The organism is Pseudoalteromonas sp. CuT4-3, from assembly GCF_035666335.1.
In the GTDB taxonomy this organism is placed as follows: Bacteria; Pseudomonadota; Gammaproteobacteria; order Enterobacterales; family Alteromonadaceae; genus Pseudoalteromonas; species Pseudoalteromonas atlantica.
This window is the reverse complement of the sequence record NZ_CP142031.1, coordinates 652,153-669,485: the sequence shown is the minus strand read 5'-3', so window position 1 is coordinate 669,485 and position 17,333 is coordinate 652,153. Positions and strand designations below refer to the sequence as shown.

General features: G+C 41.5%; 19 protein-coding genes. 8 read left to right on the top strand and 11 right to left on the bottom strand.

What is annotated here, in order from left to right:
- Window positions 1-12 precede the first annotated feature (12 nt).
- Window positions 13-372 (bottom strand): DUF1294 domain-containing protein, encoded by a 360-nt coding sequence (locus tag VOI46_RS19895; RefSeq protein WP_004587032.1) that lies wholly within the window; start codon window positions 370-372, stop codon window positions 13-15.
- A gap of 53 nt (window positions 373-425) precedes the next feature.
- Between VOI46_RS19895 and VOI46_RS19890 the strand changes: the two genes are divergently transcribed.
- A complete protein-coding gene (locus VOI46_RS19890; RefSeq protein WP_004587031.1) occupies window positions 426-956 on the top strand; it encodes a hypothetical protein in 531 nt (176 codons plus the stop codon).
- A 63-nt stretch (window positions 957-1,019) separates the two neighbouring features.
- On the opposite strand, the gene VOI46_RS19885 is transcribed toward VOI46_RS19890, so the two are convergent.
- Window positions 1,020-1,562, bottom strand: a complete 543-nt coding sequence (locus VOI46_RS19885; RefSeq protein ID WP_004587030.1) for a carboxymuconolactone decarboxylase family protein — start codon at window positions 1,560-1,562, stop codon at window positions 1,020-1,022.
- 132 nt (window positions 1,563-1,694) lie between these two features.
- Here VOI46_RS19885 and VOI46_RS19880 point away from each other — a divergent pair, with 132 nt between their 5' ends.
- Window positions 1,695-2,282, top strand: coding sequence for a TetR/AcrR family transcriptional regulator (locus VOI46_RS19880; protein WP_004587029.1), 588 nt, complete (start codon window positions 1,695-1,697; stop codon window positions 2,280-2,282).
- Between the two features lie 97 nt (window positions 2,283-2,379).
- Here the strand turns inward: VOI46_RS19880 and VOI46_RS19875 are convergent, their stop codons facing one another.
- The 5 genes from VOI46_RS19875 to VOI46_RS19855 form a co-directional block, all read right to left on the bottom strand.
- Complete coding sequence (locus tag VOI46_RS19875) at window positions 2,380-4,500, bottom strand: methyl-accepting chemotaxis protein (protein ID WP_004587028.1); 2,121 nt, start codon at window positions 4,498-4,500, stop codon at window positions 2,380-2,382.
- Window positions 4,501-4,599: 99 nt separating this feature from the next.
- Complete coding sequence (arsJ, locus tag VOI46_RS19870; RefSeq protein WP_004587027.1) at window positions 4,600-5,817, bottom strand: organoarsenical effux MFS transporter ArsJ; 1,218 nt, start codon at window positions 5,815-5,817, stop codon at window positions 4,600-4,602.
- 31 nt (window positions 5,818-5,848) lie between these two features.
- The gene (locus VOI46_RS19865) at window positions 5,849-6,859 is read right to left on the bottom strand and encodes an ArsJ-associated glyceraldehyde-3-phosphate dehydrogenase (RefSeq protein WP_004587026.1); all 1,011 of its coding nucleotides are present in this window, start codon (window positions 6,857-6,859) and stop codon (window positions 5,849-5,851) included.
- A gap of 38 nt (window positions 6,860-6,897) precedes the next feature.
- Entirely contained in the window at window positions 6,898-7,251 is a 354-nt protein-coding gene (locus VOI46_RS19860) for a metalloregulator ArsR/SmtB family transcription factor (RefSeq protein ID WP_004587025.1), read from the bottom strand.
- A 187-nt stretch (window positions 7,252-7,438) separates the two neighbouring features.
- Window positions 7,439-7,867, bottom strand: a complete 429-nt coding sequence (locus VOI46_RS19855) for an organic hydroperoxide resistance protein (protein ID WP_004587024.1) — start codon at window positions 7,865-7,867, stop codon at window positions 7,439-7,441.
- A 135-nt stretch (window positions 7,868-8,002) separates the two neighbouring features.
- Between VOI46_RS19855 and VOI46_RS19850 the strand changes: the two genes are divergently transcribed.
- Window positions 8,003-8,461 carry a MarR family transcriptional regulator gene (locus tag VOI46_RS19850; RefSeq protein ID WP_004587023.1) on the top strand — a complete coding sequence of 153 codons (459 nt, stop codon included), beginning with the start codon at window positions 8,003-8,005 and terminating at the stop codon, window positions 8,459-8,461.
- Here VOI46_RS19850 and VOI46_RS19845 read toward each other — a convergent pair.
- Window positions 8,450-9,349 carry a LysR family transcriptional regulator gene (locus VOI46_RS19845; RefSeq protein ID WP_039972197.1) on the bottom strand — a complete coding sequence of 300 codons (900 nt, stop codon included), beginning with the start codon at window positions 9,347-9,349 and terminating at the stop codon, window positions 8,450-8,452. The genes VOI46_RS19850 and VOI46_RS19845 overlap by 12 nt on opposite strands.
- Before the next feature lie 113 nt (window positions 9,350-9,462).
- Here VOI46_RS19845 and VOI46_RS19840 point away from each other — a divergent pair, with 113 nt between their 5' ends.
- The 3 genes from VOI46_RS19840 to astB all read left to right on the top strand — a co-directional run bounded on the left by VOI46_RS19840 (window position 9,463) and on the right by astB (window position 13,338).
- Window positions 9,463-10,473, top strand: coding sequence for a zinc-binding alcohol dehydrogenase family protein (locus VOI46_RS19840; protein ID WP_004587021.1), 1,011 nt, complete (start codon window positions 9,463-9,465; stop codon window positions 10,471-10,473).
- A 2-nt stretch (window positions 10,474-10,475) separates the two neighbouring features.
- On the top strand, window positions 10,476-11,579 hold the full coding sequence (locus VOI46_RS19835; RefSeq protein WP_004587020.1) for an L-dopachrome tautomerase-related protein: 1,104 nt from the start codon (window positions 10,476-10,478) through the stop codon (window positions 11,577-11,579).
- A 412-nt stretch (window positions 11,580-11,991) separates the two neighbouring features.
- Entirely contained in the window at window positions 11,992-13,338 is a 1,347-nt protein-coding gene (gene astB, locus VOI46_RS19830) for an N-succinylarginine dihydrolase (RefSeq protein WP_004587018.1), read from the top strand.
- A 237-nt stretch (window positions 13,339-13,575) separates the two neighbouring features.
- Here astB and VOI46_RS19825 read toward each other — a convergent pair whose 3' ends face one another.
- Window positions 13,576-14,433 carry a mechanosensitive ion channel domain-containing protein gene (locus VOI46_RS19825; RefSeq protein ID WP_004587017.1) on the bottom strand — a complete coding sequence of 286 codons (858 nt, stop codon included), beginning with the start codon at window positions 14,431-14,433 and terminating at the stop codon, window positions 13,576-13,578.
- Between the two features lie 346 nt (window positions 14,434-14,779).
- On the opposite strand from VOI46_RS19825, the gene VOI46_RS19820 reads away from it, so the two are divergent.
- Together VOI46_RS19820 and VOI46_RS19815 are read left to right on the top strand one after the other, a co-directional pair.
- Complete coding sequence (locus VOI46_RS19820; RefSeq protein ID WP_004587016.1) at window positions 14,780-15,778, top strand: DUF4382 domain-containing protein; 999 nt, start codon at window positions 14,780-14,782, stop codon at window positions 15,776-15,778.
- Between the two features lie 228 nt (window positions 15,779-16,006).
- Window positions 16,007-16,687, top strand: coding sequence for an SDR family oxidoreductase (locus VOI46_RS19815; RefSeq protein ID WP_324738294.1), 681 nt, complete (start codon window positions 16,007-16,009; stop codon window positions 16,685-16,687).
- A gap of 131 nt (window positions 16,688-16,818) precedes the next feature.
- Here VOI46_RS19815 and VOI46_RS19810 read toward each other — a convergent pair whose 3' ends face one another.
- Both VOI46_RS19810 and VOI46_RS19805 read right to left on the bottom strand, forming a co-directional pair.
- A complete protein-coding gene (locus tag VOI46_RS19810) occupies window positions 16,819-17,082 on the bottom strand; it encodes a Txe/YoeB family addiction module toxin (RefSeq protein ID WP_004587014.1) in 264 nt (87 codons plus the stop codon).
- Entirely contained in the window at window positions 17,075-17,329 is a 255-nt protein-coding gene (locus VOI46_RS19805) for a type II toxin-antitoxin system prevent-host-death family antitoxin (RefSeq protein WP_004587013.1), read from the bottom strand. Before VOI46_RS19805 ends, VOI46_RS19810 begins: the two co-directional genes overlap by 8 nt.
- Between the last annotated feature and the right edge of the window lie 4 nt (window positions 17,330-17,333).

Sequence of the window (17,333 nt, the reverse complement as noted above, 5' to 3'; positions counted from 1 at the left end):
GTGTTTATATTTTTAGCCTACCAGAAAAAATACCGACAGTATGCTCGCTACATTTAAAACAATACACAGCCATAACACCACTATAAAACGACGTTTTTGCGATTTATGCCTAAGCCATTGCTGTGCAATGAGTGCGCCGGGCCAACCGCCTAGTAACGACAGTAGCTGAAGCGTGCGCTCGGGTGTGCGGTTTACTTTTTTATGCGCTGATTGTTTAGCTTGTCGTTTATCCCATGCGTACATTATAAAAGTAAAAAAGCTTAAACCTGTAAAGTAACTTGGTATATAAATGCTCATATTATAAAGCCAATGAGCTTGCCATACTGCGACCAAAAAAAGCAGTGCAAAGGTGATTAATGTTTTCTTTATCAATTCATGATCGCCTATACTAAAAAGAGTTAAACCAAAATAATAAGAGCCAAATTATGACATACTTTAAAGCCCTATTTTTAGTATTATGCTTATACGCCTTTAATAGTTACGCCACTGATACCCCAAGCAACCTTGATAAAGAACTCGCTGTATTTAAACCTTATTTAGGTACTTGGCAGGCCGATTTTGACGTACCTAAAGGTGCCAAACCTGTACAAGATGTTGGCCACTGGGAGCGCGCATTAAATGGTAAAGCTATACATACCAAGCACTCTATTAATGAAGGTGAGTATGGTGGGGAATCAATGATTTTTTACGACAGTAAAAAAGAGTCATTGGTGTTTTACTATTTTACTACCGCAGGTTTTTACACAAAAGGCACCATGAAAGTGCTCAGCCCTACCCAATTTGTAGCGTATGAAGAGGTAACAGGCAGTAAAGAAGGTATTACTAAAGTGCGCTCGATCAGCGAACTAAAAAACGATACGTTTGTAGTTTCAACTTCTTATTTAAAAAAGGGTGAGTGGACTAAGCCCGAGCAGCGTACTTACACACGCAGCACTAAAGCCGTTAAATTTAAATAATGGCCATTCGCTTACAATACAAAAAGGCAGCCTAGGCTGCCTTTGTTATTTATAAAACCGCTATTATTTAGCAAACTTTTTAAATGGTTCGTCAACTGGTGTATCAGCAAGGTGGTTAGTGTAGTTGCTCATTACTTTTTGCGATAAGCCTACAACAATTTCTAGTAGTTGCTGTTTACCATAACCTGCTGCAAAAAACTTTTCAATTTGCTCATCGCTAATTACGCCGCGATCGCGTGTCATTGCAAGTGTGGTTTCACGTAGTGTTTCAAGCTTTGCATCTGCAAGTGGTGTTTTGTTTACTAGAGCATCAATAATATCTTGGTCTACATTCATTGAAGCGGCAATTGCGCTGTGTGCTGGTACACAGTAATGACACTCGTGCTCAACATTAATTGTTTGCCATACCACAGTTAGCTCTTCTGCGTTAAACGAGGTGTTTTGAAATAACTCATGCAGTACTTGGTAACCTTTAAGTAGCGTAGGCGCTTCTGCCATTACGGCATGAAGGTTAGGTAACATGCCAAATGCTGCTACTGAATCAGCCATAAGCGATTTTGACTCTTCTGGTGCGTTGTCTTGAGTATATAACGTAAATTCTGCCATGCTCTGCTCCAATAAATTAATGTGTTTGAGTAACCTAGTGTCAGGTTAAGTAACTTCGAGACACATACTATTTGATTTTGAGCGACCGTTCAAGTTAAAATTGAGCATACGTTCAAAATAGTTGAGATTAAAATGGCAAACAAAGTTAAATTTGAGCGCGATAATGTAATTCGCGTTGCAAGCCAATTGTTTTGGGAAAAGGGGTTTAACGCCACCTCAACCCGCGATTTACAAGAAGCCATTAACATGCGCCCAGGCAGTATATATGCGGCGTTTGGCTCTAAAGAAGGCCTATACAGCGAGTCTTTAAAAGACTACACAGTACAAATGAAAAGCCAAATTGACGGGGTTTTAGCAAGTTCTGACTCTGTTTTAGGTGGTTTGCGTGCGTTTGTAGAAAACGTAATTATTAAAACCAAAGACTGTAGCCCAAGTGCTATTTGTATGTTGGTAAAAGCAAACAGCGAATTTGCAGAAAAAGACGCCTCGTTATACGAGCTAAGCTTAGACCTATCAGCAAAGTTTGAAGCCTACTTAACCACCTTGTTTGCTCAAGCCATTAAAAATAATGAGCTAAGCAGCAACCTTACCGCGCTTGAATACGCGCAGTTTTTTCAGGTGCAATTTACTGGGCTGCGTGGCTATTTTAACCGCCCTGGGGTTGAGCAATTAGCGCAGCCGATGATCAACCAAATGTTTGCCTTGATCAAAAAGCTATAACGTTTCGCATTACTAACCTCTAAAAAGTCTCAACTAAAAAAAGCGGCTAATTCGTGTGAATTAGCCGCTTTTTATATTTGTTAGGGTTGAGCTTTACTTACGTTTTAAGTTTATTAAGCTCGCTATCTTGCTGCGCTACTAATGCATTAAGCGCTTCACTGCTATCGCCCGCTTGGGTAGATAAATCAGCAAGTTGCGATGCAGCATCAGAAATAAGCGTAAGGTTACGATTTATCTCTTCGGTTACTAAGCTTTGTTCCTCGGCTGCGGTGGCAATGTGGGTAATTTGATTAGTAATTTCATCTACTTTTACTACCACACTGTGCAGCGCGTCAAACGCCACTGAGGTTTCGTCTACTGCGCTTTGCGCGCGTACTACGCCTTTTTCAATTACGGTTGATGCATTACCTACTTCTAACAATAAGCTATCTATAAGTTGGCTAATATCATCGGTAGATGAGCGTGTTTTAGACGCCAGTGCACGTACTTCGTCGGCAACTACCGCAAAGCCTCTGCCGTGCTCGCCAGCACGTGCTGCTTCAATAGCTGCATTAAGTGCAAGTAAGTTTGTTTGCTCTGAAATGGTTCTGATCACATCTAAAATTTGCGTAATATCTTTACTACGCGAAGCCACTTTTTCAACCGCTTGGTTGGCTTCTTTTATTTCTTCAGACATGGTTTTCACTTGGCTCATAGCCGATGACAAGCTCGACTCACTACTTACCACTAAACCATTTATTTCATCCGCTTGTTGAGCAGATTGCTCAGAGGCTCTAGCCACTTCAAGTGCGGTGGCGCTCATTTCGTTCATAGCGGTTACCACACTTTCAATTTCTTGAAATTGCGATTGCACGTTATGCTTGGTATCAATAGCAATATGCTGTGCTATTTCGCCTTGCTGTTTTGTTTGCGACGATACATCTTTAAGCTCTGCAATTAAGCCACGTAACTTAGCTAAAAAGGCATTAAAACCACCCGCAAGCGCAATTAGCTCTGCGTGGGTATCTACATGGAGTGTATGAGTTAAGTCACCTTCTGAGCTGGCAAGGTTATCTACACGTTGTTGAATTTGCTCAAGGGGTGCAACCACAGTGCCTACTACTACTTTCATTATAATAAAAGCAATTAAAGCAATAACAGCACCGGTTATTAAAATAACAACACCGAGCTGATTGGCCGAGTCACTCATGTTTTTAGCTAAGGCATTAGGCCCCTCTAGTGCTAAATTACTTGGCACTTCAATAAGTAGGCTCCACTGAGTGTTAGCCAGCTTAATATTAATTGGGTAGTTAACTAAATACTCGCTAGGTGTTTTAAAAAGGCCATGTTGCCCTTTAAATTTAACCAGTTCACTGTAAGTATTGCTACTAACTGCCTCTTTAAATGGGCGGCCTAATTTAGATTTGTAGTGGCTGCTGCCTACAATTAAACCTATATCACTTAAAAGTGTTACTTTTGCTTGGCCGTTATAAAGTTCGTTCGAAAGTTTTTCGGTTAAGCCCTGAAACGTAGGGAGCGTTAAATCAACGCCTGCTAAACCAATAAAGCGGCCCGATTTAGTAATAGGTACGGTTAATGAGGTAAGCATAACCGAATCGCCAGAAGGTATTTCGTAAAGGTAAGGTTCCATAATACAGGGCTTAAGTGTATCTTTTGCGCATAAATACCAATGCGCTTCACGAATACCAAATTCGTTTAACGAGGTCAGGTATTTATCGGCAGCGTTAGCTACTTTTTGCTGCTCAATAATGCCGTTTTGGTCACGCGTTATATATACTTCTAACGTGCCATCGCCATTAACTGAGTGTTTATATCCTTGCTTAAATTGCGCGTCTTGCCCATCAAAGGCATTGGCTTCAAACTGCGAATAAATTGACGATAAAAACCGATTTTTTTCAAGTATAGAGCGGTTAATGCTCACTACCGTGTCGCGGTCTAATGTTTGAGTATTAGCCGCATCACCAAGTAATGCAGCTAATGAGTTTGGAATTCGGTAAGCTTCGTTGATAAATCCGGCAATTTTCTCGCCGTAAGCAGCCGCGTTTGCGTTAAGCTTTTGCTCAACTTCGGCCACGATATAATCTTCAGATTCTTTAGCGAGCGCCTCGCTGTTTGATGACATTTGCCACCATAAAACCCCAGAAAGTACTAATACTGTTAAAAATGTACTCCCAACAGTTATCCATAATAACTTTTTTGCTAACGTGAGTTCTCGCACTTAAATTACCTTTTGTTAAAACACCCCTACAGTTTAATATACAAACTGCATCAAGCCATCAATAACATAAAATAATTTAAGTTTTTTGAACAATTAAGCCTAACGCTTGGCCAAAATAGCAGTGGTTATCGTGGCACCTATGAGTAAAGCAACGCTCACCCACAAACACGCTACAAAGCCATAAACCTGAAACACCCACCCCGAAAGCACCGTGCCCAGTAAACGCCCCATGGCATTGGCCATATAATAAAAGCCAACATCAAGCGATACACCATCGCTTTTAGCAAAGCTGACAATTAAGTAACTATGCACAGATGAATTAACGGCAAATACACCGCCAAAAATAAGCAAACCTATAATCAGCGTGGCATGCACGGCCACATCATGTTGCATAAAAAGTGCTAAAAGTGCTGTTACACCACTTAGCAGCAACACCCATAAATAGGTATGTTTAACGGTATCAACGTTTGAGTTACTGGTGCCGGTAATACGCGGCGCTTGCGATTGCACACCACCGTAGCCAATTACCCAAAGTGCCATAAAGCCACTTACCCACCAAAAGTTCCAGTTAAACTGCTGGGCTAAATAAATAGGTAAAGCCACTACAAACCATACATCACGCGCGGCAAACAAGCATAATCGTGCTGCACTTAATAAATTTATTGCACGGGATTTAGAAAATAGCTCTTTAAACTTAGGCTTATTTTTAGCCTTGCCCATGTCGCCTTTTAAAAATACAACGCTAATTATCCACGCAATAGTGAGTAATAAAATTAGGGCTTTTAAAGCACCTACAAAACCCAGTACCGTAAGGAGTAAACCACCTAAAAAGAAGCCGACCCCTTTTAACGCATTTTTTGAGCCCGTTAAAATAGCCACCCATTTATAGAGCTGGCCTTGGCCGCTTTCTCCCTCGGGCACTAAGTGTTTAATGGCGCTTTTGGCGCTCATTTTATTTAGATCTTTTGCTATGCCGCTAAGCGCTTGCGCCGCCATAACATAAGCTACGGTGAGCCATTCACTTGGCGCACATAACATGGCAAGCGCCATTATTTGCAGCGCCAAGCCAAAGTTCATGGTTTTATTAAGTCCTAAATGAGCCCCTAGCCAACCGCCCACTAAATTGGTGATCACACCAAAAATTTCGTAAAACAAAAACAGCATGGCAATGGCCAGCGCACCATACCCTAACTGATGAAAATGCAGCACCACCAGCATACGGAGTGCGCCATCGGTTAAGGTAAATGCCCAGTAATTACCGGTAATTATTAAATACTGTTTTATTGCTGTAGGTAAATTAGCGAGTTGCTCAAACATGGTTAACGCCCTTAAAACCTTTAATTAATGGTTAAACCAAGTCACTTTTAGCAACTTTAAGCATAAGCTCGGCAGTACGATTAGCGTAGCCCCATTCGTTATCGTACCAAGCGTATAATTTAAGCTGGGTATTATTAATAACCATGGTAGAGAGAGCATCAATAATGCTACTGCGTGGATCGGTTTTGTAATCAATCGATACAAGTGGTTTTTCTTCATAACCTAATACGCCTGCAAGCTCGTTTTCAGACGCTTGAGCAAACCATTCATTCACCTCAGCGGCAGTTACACCACGCTCAAGCTCAAATACACAGTCAGTAATAGATGCGTTAGTTAAAGGTACACGCACAGCATGGCCATTTAACTTACCTTTTAGCTCAGGGAATATATGCGTAATAGCTGTTGCACTACCGGTTGTGGTAGGTATTAGACTTGTCCCGCATGAACGAGCACGACGTAAGTCTTTATGTGGCGCATCAATAATAGTTTGGGTATTGGTAATATCGTGAATAGTGGTCATTGAGCCGTGCTTAATGCCTACTTTTTCTTGCAGTACTTTTACAATAGGCGCTAAACAGTTAGTCGTACACGAAGCCGCAGTCACAATTTTGTGCTCATCTGGGTTATATAAATTATCGTTAACGCCCATAACCACATTTAAAATACCGTCTTCTTTTACCGGAGCAGTTACCACAACGCGCTTAACACCTTGTGCCAAATATTGATTTAACAGCTCAGTGGTTTTCATTTTACCGCTGGCTTCTATTAAAACATCGCAATCAGACCAATCGGTATCGCTAATGGTTTTATTATTGGTAACTGCAATAGTGTGTTTGCCTACACTAAAGCTATTCTCGTTTGCTGTGACGCTGTGCGCTAAACGCCCGTGCACTGAGTCAAACTCTAATAAATGGGCATGTGTTTTAGCATCGCCTGCAACATCGTTTACTTTAATAAATTCTACTTCTGGCCACTCTAAAGCTGCGCGCAGTGTTAAACGTCCCATACGGCCAAAGCCGTTAATACCTACTTTAATTGTCATAATAAATACCTTTAGTAAAGTTATATCAATTTGCTTAATTAACAGCAGCTTGCTGCACGCTCAGGGCGATTACCCATTGCATTGAGTCGATTTAAATCATCGTTATAAAACGCAGAATTTTCGTTTCGTGTTTGCGTTAGTACGCTAAGAGCCCATTGTGGCAGGGCTTTATTAATACTGTAATACACCCATTGATTTTGCTTACGGTCGCTCAATAGGCCACATTGCCTAAGTTGCGCTAAATGGCGCGACACTTTAGGTTGGCTCAGTTCCAGCGCAGCAACAAGCTCACACACACATAGCTCTTGCTCATGGCTAATTAATAACATGGCTTTTAAGCGCGTATCGTCGGCTAAGCATTTGTAAAATTGAAGTGGGTTGAGTTGTTCCATAGCATCCTCGTTTAGTTAGTGTGCATACAATAAAACAAAATAAGAACATATGAAATAGTGAATATACGAATTTTCGTATATTTATTTAAAAGCCCGCTTCAATTAATGTGATCTCTAGTAAATTGCAGCACACAAAAAAGCCCAGTGGCAAACCACTGGGCTATTACAATGCTAAGTGATCAGTTAATTAAATAACCGAAAGCTCAACTTCAATATTACCGCGTGTAGCGTTTGAGTATGGGCATACTTGGTGTGCTTTATTTACCAGCTCTTGCGCTGCTGTTTTATCCATATCACCGAGTGATACTGCTAATTTAACTGCAATGCCAAACCCGCCTTCAATCGCGCCAATAGATACTTCAGAGTTAATGTGTGTATCACTTGGTAGCGCAATTTTTTCGCTACCTGCTACAAATTTTAGTGCACCAATAAAGCACGCTGCATAACCAGCTGCAAATAATTGCTCTGGGTTAGTGCCTTGTCCGTCGTCACCACCTAGCCCTTTTGGGGTTGATAAGTTTACATTTAAACGGCCATCGTCTGATTTAGCTACACCTTCACGGCCACCGGTTGCAGTTGCTTTTGCTGTGTAGGCAACGTTTTGTAATACATTCATAGTGAACTCCAAAGTTTATCAATTAATTTAATTTGCATGCAAAATAATAAGTCAAGTAATTAGAGATTGCAAATACTTTGCATGCAAATTAAAATGTTTTTTGAGTTGAAGCTATTAACGCACTAGGAGTTAGGTATGTCATTTGAGCAATTAAAATTAAAAAATCAGCTTTGTCATAGGTTATATATGGCATCAAATAGCATTGCACGTGCTTACCGTGAGCCTTTAGCTGCACTTAATTTAACGTATCCGCAGTATGTAGTAATGATGGCGCTGTGGGAGCAAGACAAAATAACCATAGCGCAGCTAATAGATAAAACCGCTATTGATGGTGGCGCTATGACCCAAATACTCAAAAAAATGACCGAAAAGTCTCTGCTGGCTGTTATTAAAGATGAGCACGATAAGCGTAAGCGCCTAATTCAGCTTACCCAAAGTGGGCAAGCCCTTAAAAAAGAAGCCGCTGATATTCCGAAAAATATATTATGTAAGTTTGAAAGTGTAGACCCCACACAAGCCAAACAGCTAATGCAGCTGCTTGATTTAGTAATAAGCGATTTAACAACTAAAAACGATGATGAGTTAGCCAACTAACGCGGTTATTTTTTGTTGAATAAACGCCCTAAATGCGCTGATCACCGGGGTCATTTGGCGTCGGTCGGCGTACATCATATAAAGCGGTAGTGGATCGCTTTGCCACTCGGGGCATAAATGAACGAGCTGCCCGCTTGCTAAATCATCAATTACATCTAAGTACGACTTATACGCAATGCCTTTGCCCTCTAGCGCCCAGCGCCTAACCATTTCGCCATCGTTAACTATGTGTTGGCAATTTAGCTGCACTTTTTGCACTGCGCCATTTTTATAAAATCGCCACTCTTTAAACACTTCGCCAAAGCGCATAAAGGTAATGGTGATGTGCTGCGTTAAATTAAGTGGATGTGTAAGCAATCCATTTTTAGCAATATACTCAGCAGAGGCCACTAAAATACGCGCATTATTTAAAAAAAGTGGCGCTGCAATTAACTGCGAATCTTTTGGTACACCAAAGCGCAGCGCAATATCAATTGATTGGCTGTAAATGTCGCTTACTTCGTCACTTAAGTGCAGTTTAAGTTTTACATTCGGGTAGTGTGCTAAAAACTCATTAAGCCATTCACTTAGTTTATTGCGCCCTAAGTCGCACGGGGCCGATACCTGTAGCGTTCCCGTTACTTCGCCCACTGCGGTTTGTACTGCAGCTACCCCTTGTTGAATAAGCGAAAGGGAGTCTTTGGCGTAACTTAAAAACTGCTCCCCTGCCACACTTAAGCGTAAGCTGCGAGTAGAGCGAATAAACAGCACGTTTCCTAAGTCTTTTTCTAGGCGCTTAATAGCTGCACTTACCGCCGCTGGGGTTTGTGCGTTTTGCCTTGCGGCTTCAGAAATACTGGCGCAACTGGCTACATCTATAAAAGTTTGAATATCGTTAAATGATCGCATATTTTCAATTAAAATTTGAAAGTGCTTTAGTTTTTCATGTCTTTTTCTATTTTTCAACTGAGCTATAGTGCTTATAAGTTAAAAACACTTGGTTAAAATCATCAGGAACGCACATGAAAGCATTTGGCTACACCAAAAACACTAAAACGCTTACAGCAAGCTCTATACAAGCAATTGAACCTGATACCCCAACCGCCACCGGGCACGACCTACTTATTGAAGTAAATGCTATTTCGGTAAACCCTGTTGATACAAAAATACGTGCAAATGTAGCGCCAGAGCAAGGCTACAAAGTATTAGGTTGGGACGGCGTAGGCGTTGTAAAAGCCGTTGGCGAGTCGGTTTCGTTATTTAATGTGGGGGATCGTGTATTTTACGCCGGCGATTTATCGCGCCAAGGCAGTAATGCGCAATTTCAATTAGTTGACGAGCGTATTGTAGGGCGTGCGCCTAAAACATTAACCGACGCACAAGCCGCAGCGCTGCCGCTAACCAGCATTACCGCCTACGAAATGCTGTTTGATCGCCTGCAAGTGCCAAAAAATAAGCAAAATACTCAGCAATCTATTTTAGTTATTGGCGCCGCAGGTGGCGTTGGCTCTATTTTAGTACAGCTTGCCAAGCAACTTACTGGGCTAAACGTGGTAGGTACTGCATCGCGCGAGCAAAGCGTAACTTGGCTTAAAGAGTTAGGAGCCAATCATGTGCTCAATCATTCTAAAAACTTAAACGAGCAGCGCAAAGAGCTAGGTTTAGCTGAGTTTGATTACGTTATTGGCTTAACCCATACCGACCAATACCAAGACCAAATAGTGGAGTGTATTAAACCCCAAGGTAAATTTGCGCTAATAGATGACCCTACATCGTTCGATATTTTAAAGTTTAAGCGTAAATGTATTTCAGTGCACTGGGAGTTTATGTTTACCCGCTCGCTATTTACTACCGCCGATATAACGGCGCAGCACACCTTACTTAATGAAATTAGTGAGCTGATAGACGCAGGTACACTTAAAACCACGCTTGGGCAAAATTTAGGATTAATAAACGCCGCTAATTTATATAAAGCACATCAAATTTTAGAGTCGCACACCTCACGCGGTAAACTTGTTTTAGAAGGCTTTTAAACATGATCGAGATTAAAAAAATACTTTTAGTTGCAGCCTGCAGCACCGCGTTTTTAACCAGCAGTGTGTTTGCTAATACCGCTAATCAAAATGCTGATTTAAAAACAGTAGCCACATTCGACGCGCAGCACCCACCGGGTAATATTGCTATTACGCCCTCGGGCCGTAAGTTTTTATCGGTACATGGTTTTTACGGCCAAAAACAAAAAATTATGGAGCTATTAAGCGATGGCACCACCAAAACCTACCCTAATGAAGAATGGGCATACGCGTATAAAAACGGCAAAGGCTTTTACGATGTACTTGGCATAAATGTATCAGCCGATGGCGTATTATGGATGCTTGATACATCAGGCCCTGATCATGCTGGGCGTTTAGTCGGTTGGGATACCAACAAAGAGCAGCTGCATAAAATAATTTATTTAGCTAAACCCACCATTACCGACACCTCGTTTTTAAACGATTTAGTTATCGATAATAAACACGGCGTTGTATACATTGCCGACACCGCACAAGGCAACCAAGCCGCTATTATTACCGTAAATTTAAAAACAGGTGAGGCGCGCAGAGTCTTACAAAATAGCCCATACACCACAGCCGAAAACATCGACATGGTCATTGAAGGGCGCACCATGAAACTAGGCGGCCAACCAGCACGTTTAGGGGTAAACCCAATCACACTCGACCCAAGCGAACAGTGGCTTTACTTTGGCTCTATGTCTGGCACATCGGTTTATCGTATTGCCACAAGCGATATTAACAATAAAAGCCTGAGCGCAAGCGCCCTTGAAAGTAAAGTAACGCGTTACGGCACTAAACCAATTTCAGATGGCATTATTGTTGATGGTGGCGGCAATGTGTATGTTACAGACATAACCAACGGCGCAATTGGTGTAGTAAAACCAAGCGGTAAATACCACGTATTATATAAAGACGAGCGCTTAAGCTGGCCTGATGGCTTTAGTTATGGCGCCGATCATAAAATATATTTTACCGTAGATGAGTTACACCGCTCGCCAGTATTAAATAACGGTAAAAACGCCAGCCAAGGAAAATTTAGTGTGCTGTCGTTCGACCCGCTAGTAAAGGGTAAAGTAGGGCGCTAAATACAGCGTATAAACCATACGCCACGCACCCGCTGCGTGGCTTTTTGGTGCAACTTTTAAGCCTTTTAGCCCCAAAATGGTGCTAAGCGCTCAAAAGTTATTTTTAGTGTTTTAATAAATATCTGATTTGTATTCATAAAATATTCAATTAACAGTTGGCATAATTCTTCCACAGTACAGATGTGTTCAGTGAAACTTTCAAGGAAAATACCATGGCTAACCTATACCACACCCTTTACCTACTATGGCGTTTAGACATTAGCGTATGGCAGGTAAACGATCCGAGCAATACCCATACCACGTGCGACAAAGAGCGAGTTTACAGCCGATAAATTTCGTATTTATAGGCTTTGCAAGCGCGGCCATTGCGTTGTATTGTTAAGTAACTAAAAACAATATGATTGGAACGTGTATGCACGCCTTAGAAGTAAATTTTGATGGCTTAGTTGGCCCTACTCACAACTATGCGGGTTTATCGTATGGTAACGTTGCCTCGTTAAATAATGCGGCAAGTTTTTCAAACCCTCAAGAAGCTGTGTTACAGGGCCTTGAAAAAATGAAAGCCATGCACGACAAAGGCCTAACACAAGGTGTGTTTGCGCCCCACGCACGCCCCGATTTAAACGTACTACGTCGCCTAGGTTTTACCGGCAACGACTCGCAAGTTATTCATAAAGCATTTAAAGCAGACCCTATTTTATTGCGCGCGTGTTATTCGGCCTCTGCAATGTGGACCGCCAATGCCGCTACTGTTTCTCCATCGCCAGACACCCTCGATGGCAAAGTGCATTTTACCTCAGCTAATTTAAACAATAAGTTTCATCGCTCCCTAGAGCCTGCTACAACTACCCGCTTACTAAAAGCCATGTTTAATAACGATAGCTATTTTGCACACCACACGCATTTACCCGATCAGGGCTTTTTTGGCGACGAAGGCGCGGCTAACCATACCCGACTTTGCGACAGCCACGGCGAGCAAGGCCTAGAAATGTTTGTATTTGGCGCAAGTGCCTTTAACAGCCAATTACCAAAACCGGCTAAGTTTCCTGCAAGGCAAACACTAGAAGCATCAGAAGCCATTTGCCGATTACATAATTTAAAAGAATCGAGCCAAATTTTACTGCAGCAAAATCCAGATGTTATAGACCAAGGCGTGTTTCATAACGATGTAATTGCAGTAGGTAACGCAAACGTATTGCTTTGCCACCAGCAAGCATTTTTAAACCAACACGATGCCCTGCAAGAAATTCGCGATGCCTACACCGGCAGCAAACAGCTATACATAATTGAAGTACCTACTGATAAAGTAAGCATTAGCGATGCAGTAAGCAGTTACTTATTTAATAGCCAATTAGTAAGCCTAGATGATGGCTCAATGCTATTAGTAGCGCCACAAGAGTGCCAACGTAATAGCGCAGTAAACGCCTACATTGAAGAAATGATTTTAGCCGATAACCCAGTAAACCAAGTGCAGTTTTTTGACCTGCGCCAAAGTATGCAAAATGGCGGCGGCCCTGCCTGCTTACGTTTACGTGTAGCTCTTAACGAGCAAGAACTTGCTGCGGTAAACCCAGAGGTTATTTTAACCGATACTAAATACACTCAGCTTTGTGACTGGGCAAAACGAAACTACCGCGATAAGTTAGGTGCAAGCGACTTTGCCGACTCAGCCCTACTCACCGAAAGCTACCAAGCACTGGATGAACTAACCCAGCTGCTTAATTTAGGCTCAGTGTACGACTTTCAATTAGAAGGGTAATACTCGTCAGCAAAAAGCTGATACAAAAATAGCGAGCCAAGGCTCGCTATTTTTATTTGTGCTTATGCTAAGAGTGTTTAAAGGTTTTTATTATACCAATTCGCTTAATTAAGTGAGCTATTTTGAGGCTGGAAAAACGTGTTGATAACTAGGCAAAAAATTCGTTATTTAGTTGTTCTAAATGAGAATTTTTTAACGCAGGTAGCGGCACGTTTAGCCCCGCAAAATGATTAAGTATTATTGCGGATTGGTATTAACCGTTACTGCCGATGCCATCGACTCAGATATATGCAACGTACGCTGCGGAAACGGAATACTCAGCCCCGCGCCTTCTATGGCCTCTTTAACGCGTTTATTTAAATCCCACACGGTTTGCCAGTAATCGCCATTTACAGCCCATGCACGTAATTGAATATTTACTGCGCTTTCGCCTATTGAGGTAACCATTACTTTAGGCGCGGGCTCTGCGAGTAATCGGCTTTCTGATTCGGCAACTTCTTTAAGTACATTTAAGCCAACATCAATAGAGTCGGCGTACGAAATTCCCACTACTATATCCATGCGCCTTTTACCGTTGCGGGTAAAGTTTTTAATGTTGCCGCCCCACACTTTACCGTTAGGCGATGCGATATACAGGCCGTCGGTGGTTTTAAAAATGGTCGTAAATAAGTTTATTTCGTTTACTGTGCCAAGCGTGCCGCTCGCATCTACAAAATCGCCTATTTTAAATGGCCTAAGTATTAATAACATAATGCCGGCTGCAATATTACTTAAAGTGTTTTTAAGCGCCAAACCAATCGCTAAACCCGCCGCGCCCATTAGCGCTATTAAGCTTGCCGTATTAACGCCAAAAATATCTAATATAAACAGCCCAGCAATTATGTAAACTAAATACCCCGCAATGCTCGATAGAAGCGGCAGTAGCGTTTCGTCTACTTTTTTTAATGGCGACTTAGAATTTTTAATCGCTTTTTTTACCGAACGCGCAATAAGTGCACTCGCAACTAAAATAGCCAAGGCTAATACCACTTTGTAACCTAAAGTGATGATTGTTTCTGAATGGCTTTGCCAAAACACAATAAGTTTATCTTTCATACATATTCCAACTATGGGCTGATTATCAGCAAGAATTAAATCTATACACTTCAAAAGAACTGGCGGGAGTATATAGTAAAAACTTTAAAGCGATAGCATTAAAATAAGTGGAAGGTGTGCCTATATCAGCAAATTAATTGGGCAAAGTTTTTCTTTTTTTCGCTTAAATTTTCACACTTAAAGCCTTAGTGCTCACAAACTAGTTAACCTATGGCGTACATACTTTTGTTCAAAAATGCGCAAAGTAAAATAAAGATTAACTTCAAGTAACTATTCTAAAAACCAGTTCAATCTAAATTCAGCTTAGCCCTTCTACAATCCGCTTTATAAACTAAAGGAGTAAATCATGAATTTTAAATCAACATTAGTCAGCAGCGCCGTTCTTTTTGCATTAGCCGGGTGTGGCTCTTCAAGTGATGACAATGGCACAACACCGCCACAATCTAGCGACAAGTCAACCTTTAGCCTTGGTGTGTCAGATGCGCCGGTTAGTGGTTTAAAAGCGGTTAACGTCGTGTTTGATTCAATCACTATTAAAACACAAGGCGATGAAGAATTTAGTTTTGAAACCCGAAGTGAAGCTGACGCATCTCAACCACAAATGGTTGATTTGCTCGATTACACCGGGGACGATGTTTTTGAGCTGCTTGACGATCAAGAAGTGCCAGCAGGCGAATACTCGTGGATCCGCGCTCAAGTTATAAATGGCGATACTAATAACCTTAGTTTTACATCTCACGTAGTATACGAAGACGACAGCATTGCTCCGCTCGTGGTAAAAAGAAAAGGGAATGATGGTGTAGGCGAAATACAACTCGATGGCTTTACACTTAACCAAACTGATAACGACTTTGTTTTAGAATTTGACCTAAAAAAATCGCTGGTCGATCCCCAAAATAATGAGGAGATCTTTTTAAAACCTAGAGGCGTACGATTACAAAATCTTTCTGAGTCACAAGAAATTGAAGGCACAGTAAGCCAAGCGCTTATTAATAACTGTGAAACAGACAATATCGCCACTGCTGCTGCAGATTCAACGTTTGGACACGCCGTATATTTATATTCATCAGATGCTCAAATACCTAAAGATATATACGAAATAGATGAGCAAACCCCAGAAGATGCTCCACTTGCGACCGCAAATGTTGTATTTGACCAAGACGATAACCAATATGAGTTTGAGCTTGCTTTCATTACACCGGGAGACTACCAACTTGGCTATACGTGCACCGCACATATAGACGATGCAGAGCTAGAAGATACAGGTTTCTCTGTTTATCAACTTAAGCAAATTAGTGTACCGCAAACTGAGGACCTTTCAGTTAGCTTTGACATAACACAATAAACGTATAGCGCACTTTAAGGTGCGCTTTTTTTATAAAAAGTATAACAAAAACGAACACTCCACCTTTGCAAAAACCCATTAAAGCCACTCATCTAACATCATCCAAATAATTCATTCGAAAAGTGACCTGCATTCAAGCCCCGTTAACCCAGAACTGGTACAGTCAATAGCACGTATTAGTTAAACCGTTCTTATCATTTTGAATATGTAAACATAGGAGAAATAATCATGGCGAAAGAAAAAGTAGTTCTAATTACAGGTGCCTCTAGTGGCATAGGTGAAGCGAGTGCAAAAACATTGGTTAATAACGGCCATAAAGTCATTCTTACCGCCAGAAGTGAAGATAAATTAGCTGAACTAGTTGAGTCGTTAGGTGAAGATAACGCACTGAGTGTACCCGCAGATGCCACCGACTTTACCGAACTTGAAAACGTAGTAACAAAAGGGCTTAAAAAATTTGGCCGACTAGATGCCGCATTTGCCAACGCAGGTATGGGCGTTTCAACCGCAGGCACTGAAAAAGGCGACCCCGATGAATGGTCAACCATGATAGATATAAACATTAAAGCCCTGCTGTGGACGGCAAAAGCAACCCTGCCTCATTTACGCCAAAACAAAGGCCACTTTATATTAACCAGCTCAGCCGCTGGCCGTAAGCCAATAAAAGGCTCTATTTACGGTGCAACTAAATGGTTTGCTTACGGGTTTGGGCAAAACTTAGCTGAGGAAATGAGCGAGTGGAATGGCCGCTGTACCACCATAGCCCCTGGTATGGTAAATACCCCATTTTTTGATGAAGCAAAGCCCGACAAACTCGACCCACAAGATGTAGCCGACGCCATACTGTTTGCCATTGAAGCAAACCAGCGCAACAACGTACGCGAGATTTATTTAATGCCGACTAATTAACGCTGATTGGTTAAATTTGAGCTGTCAGGTTTAATGCCTATGGCGTTAAACCTGATGGTTGTTTTTGATAAATACTGGCTGGATAGAATGAAGAATTTAAGATGGGTGTCTTGTTTATTTATCTTGTTTATTTAGTAATGGTAACGGCACGAGATAACTGTAATTGCTGTATCATCCACGGCATATACCAAACGATTTGTATCATCTATTCTACGAGACCAAAAGCCTGAAAGATTTTCTTTGAGGGGTTCCGGTTTTCCAATCCCATCAAAAGGAGAGCGCTTAACATCGACAATTAGCTTATTTATACGTTTCAAGGTTTTCTTATCTTGAGTCTGCCAGTAGACATAACTATTCCAAGCTTCATCAGTCCATGATAATAACCTGTTACTCATCAATAAGTTCTCGTGGAGTCGTTTTGCCCGCTTTATACTGCGCAATTGAACGGTTTAAATGTTCAGCGTTCGCTGGAGAGCGAAGTAAATGAACAGTTTCCATAAGGCTGTTGTAGTAATCTAATGACATTACAACCGCATCTTCAGTGTCACGACGAGTGATTACTGTCGTATCTGCATCATTAATTACATTATCCAAAACGGCTTTTAGACTATTTCGGGCTTCGGTAAAAGACACTATTCTCATTTTG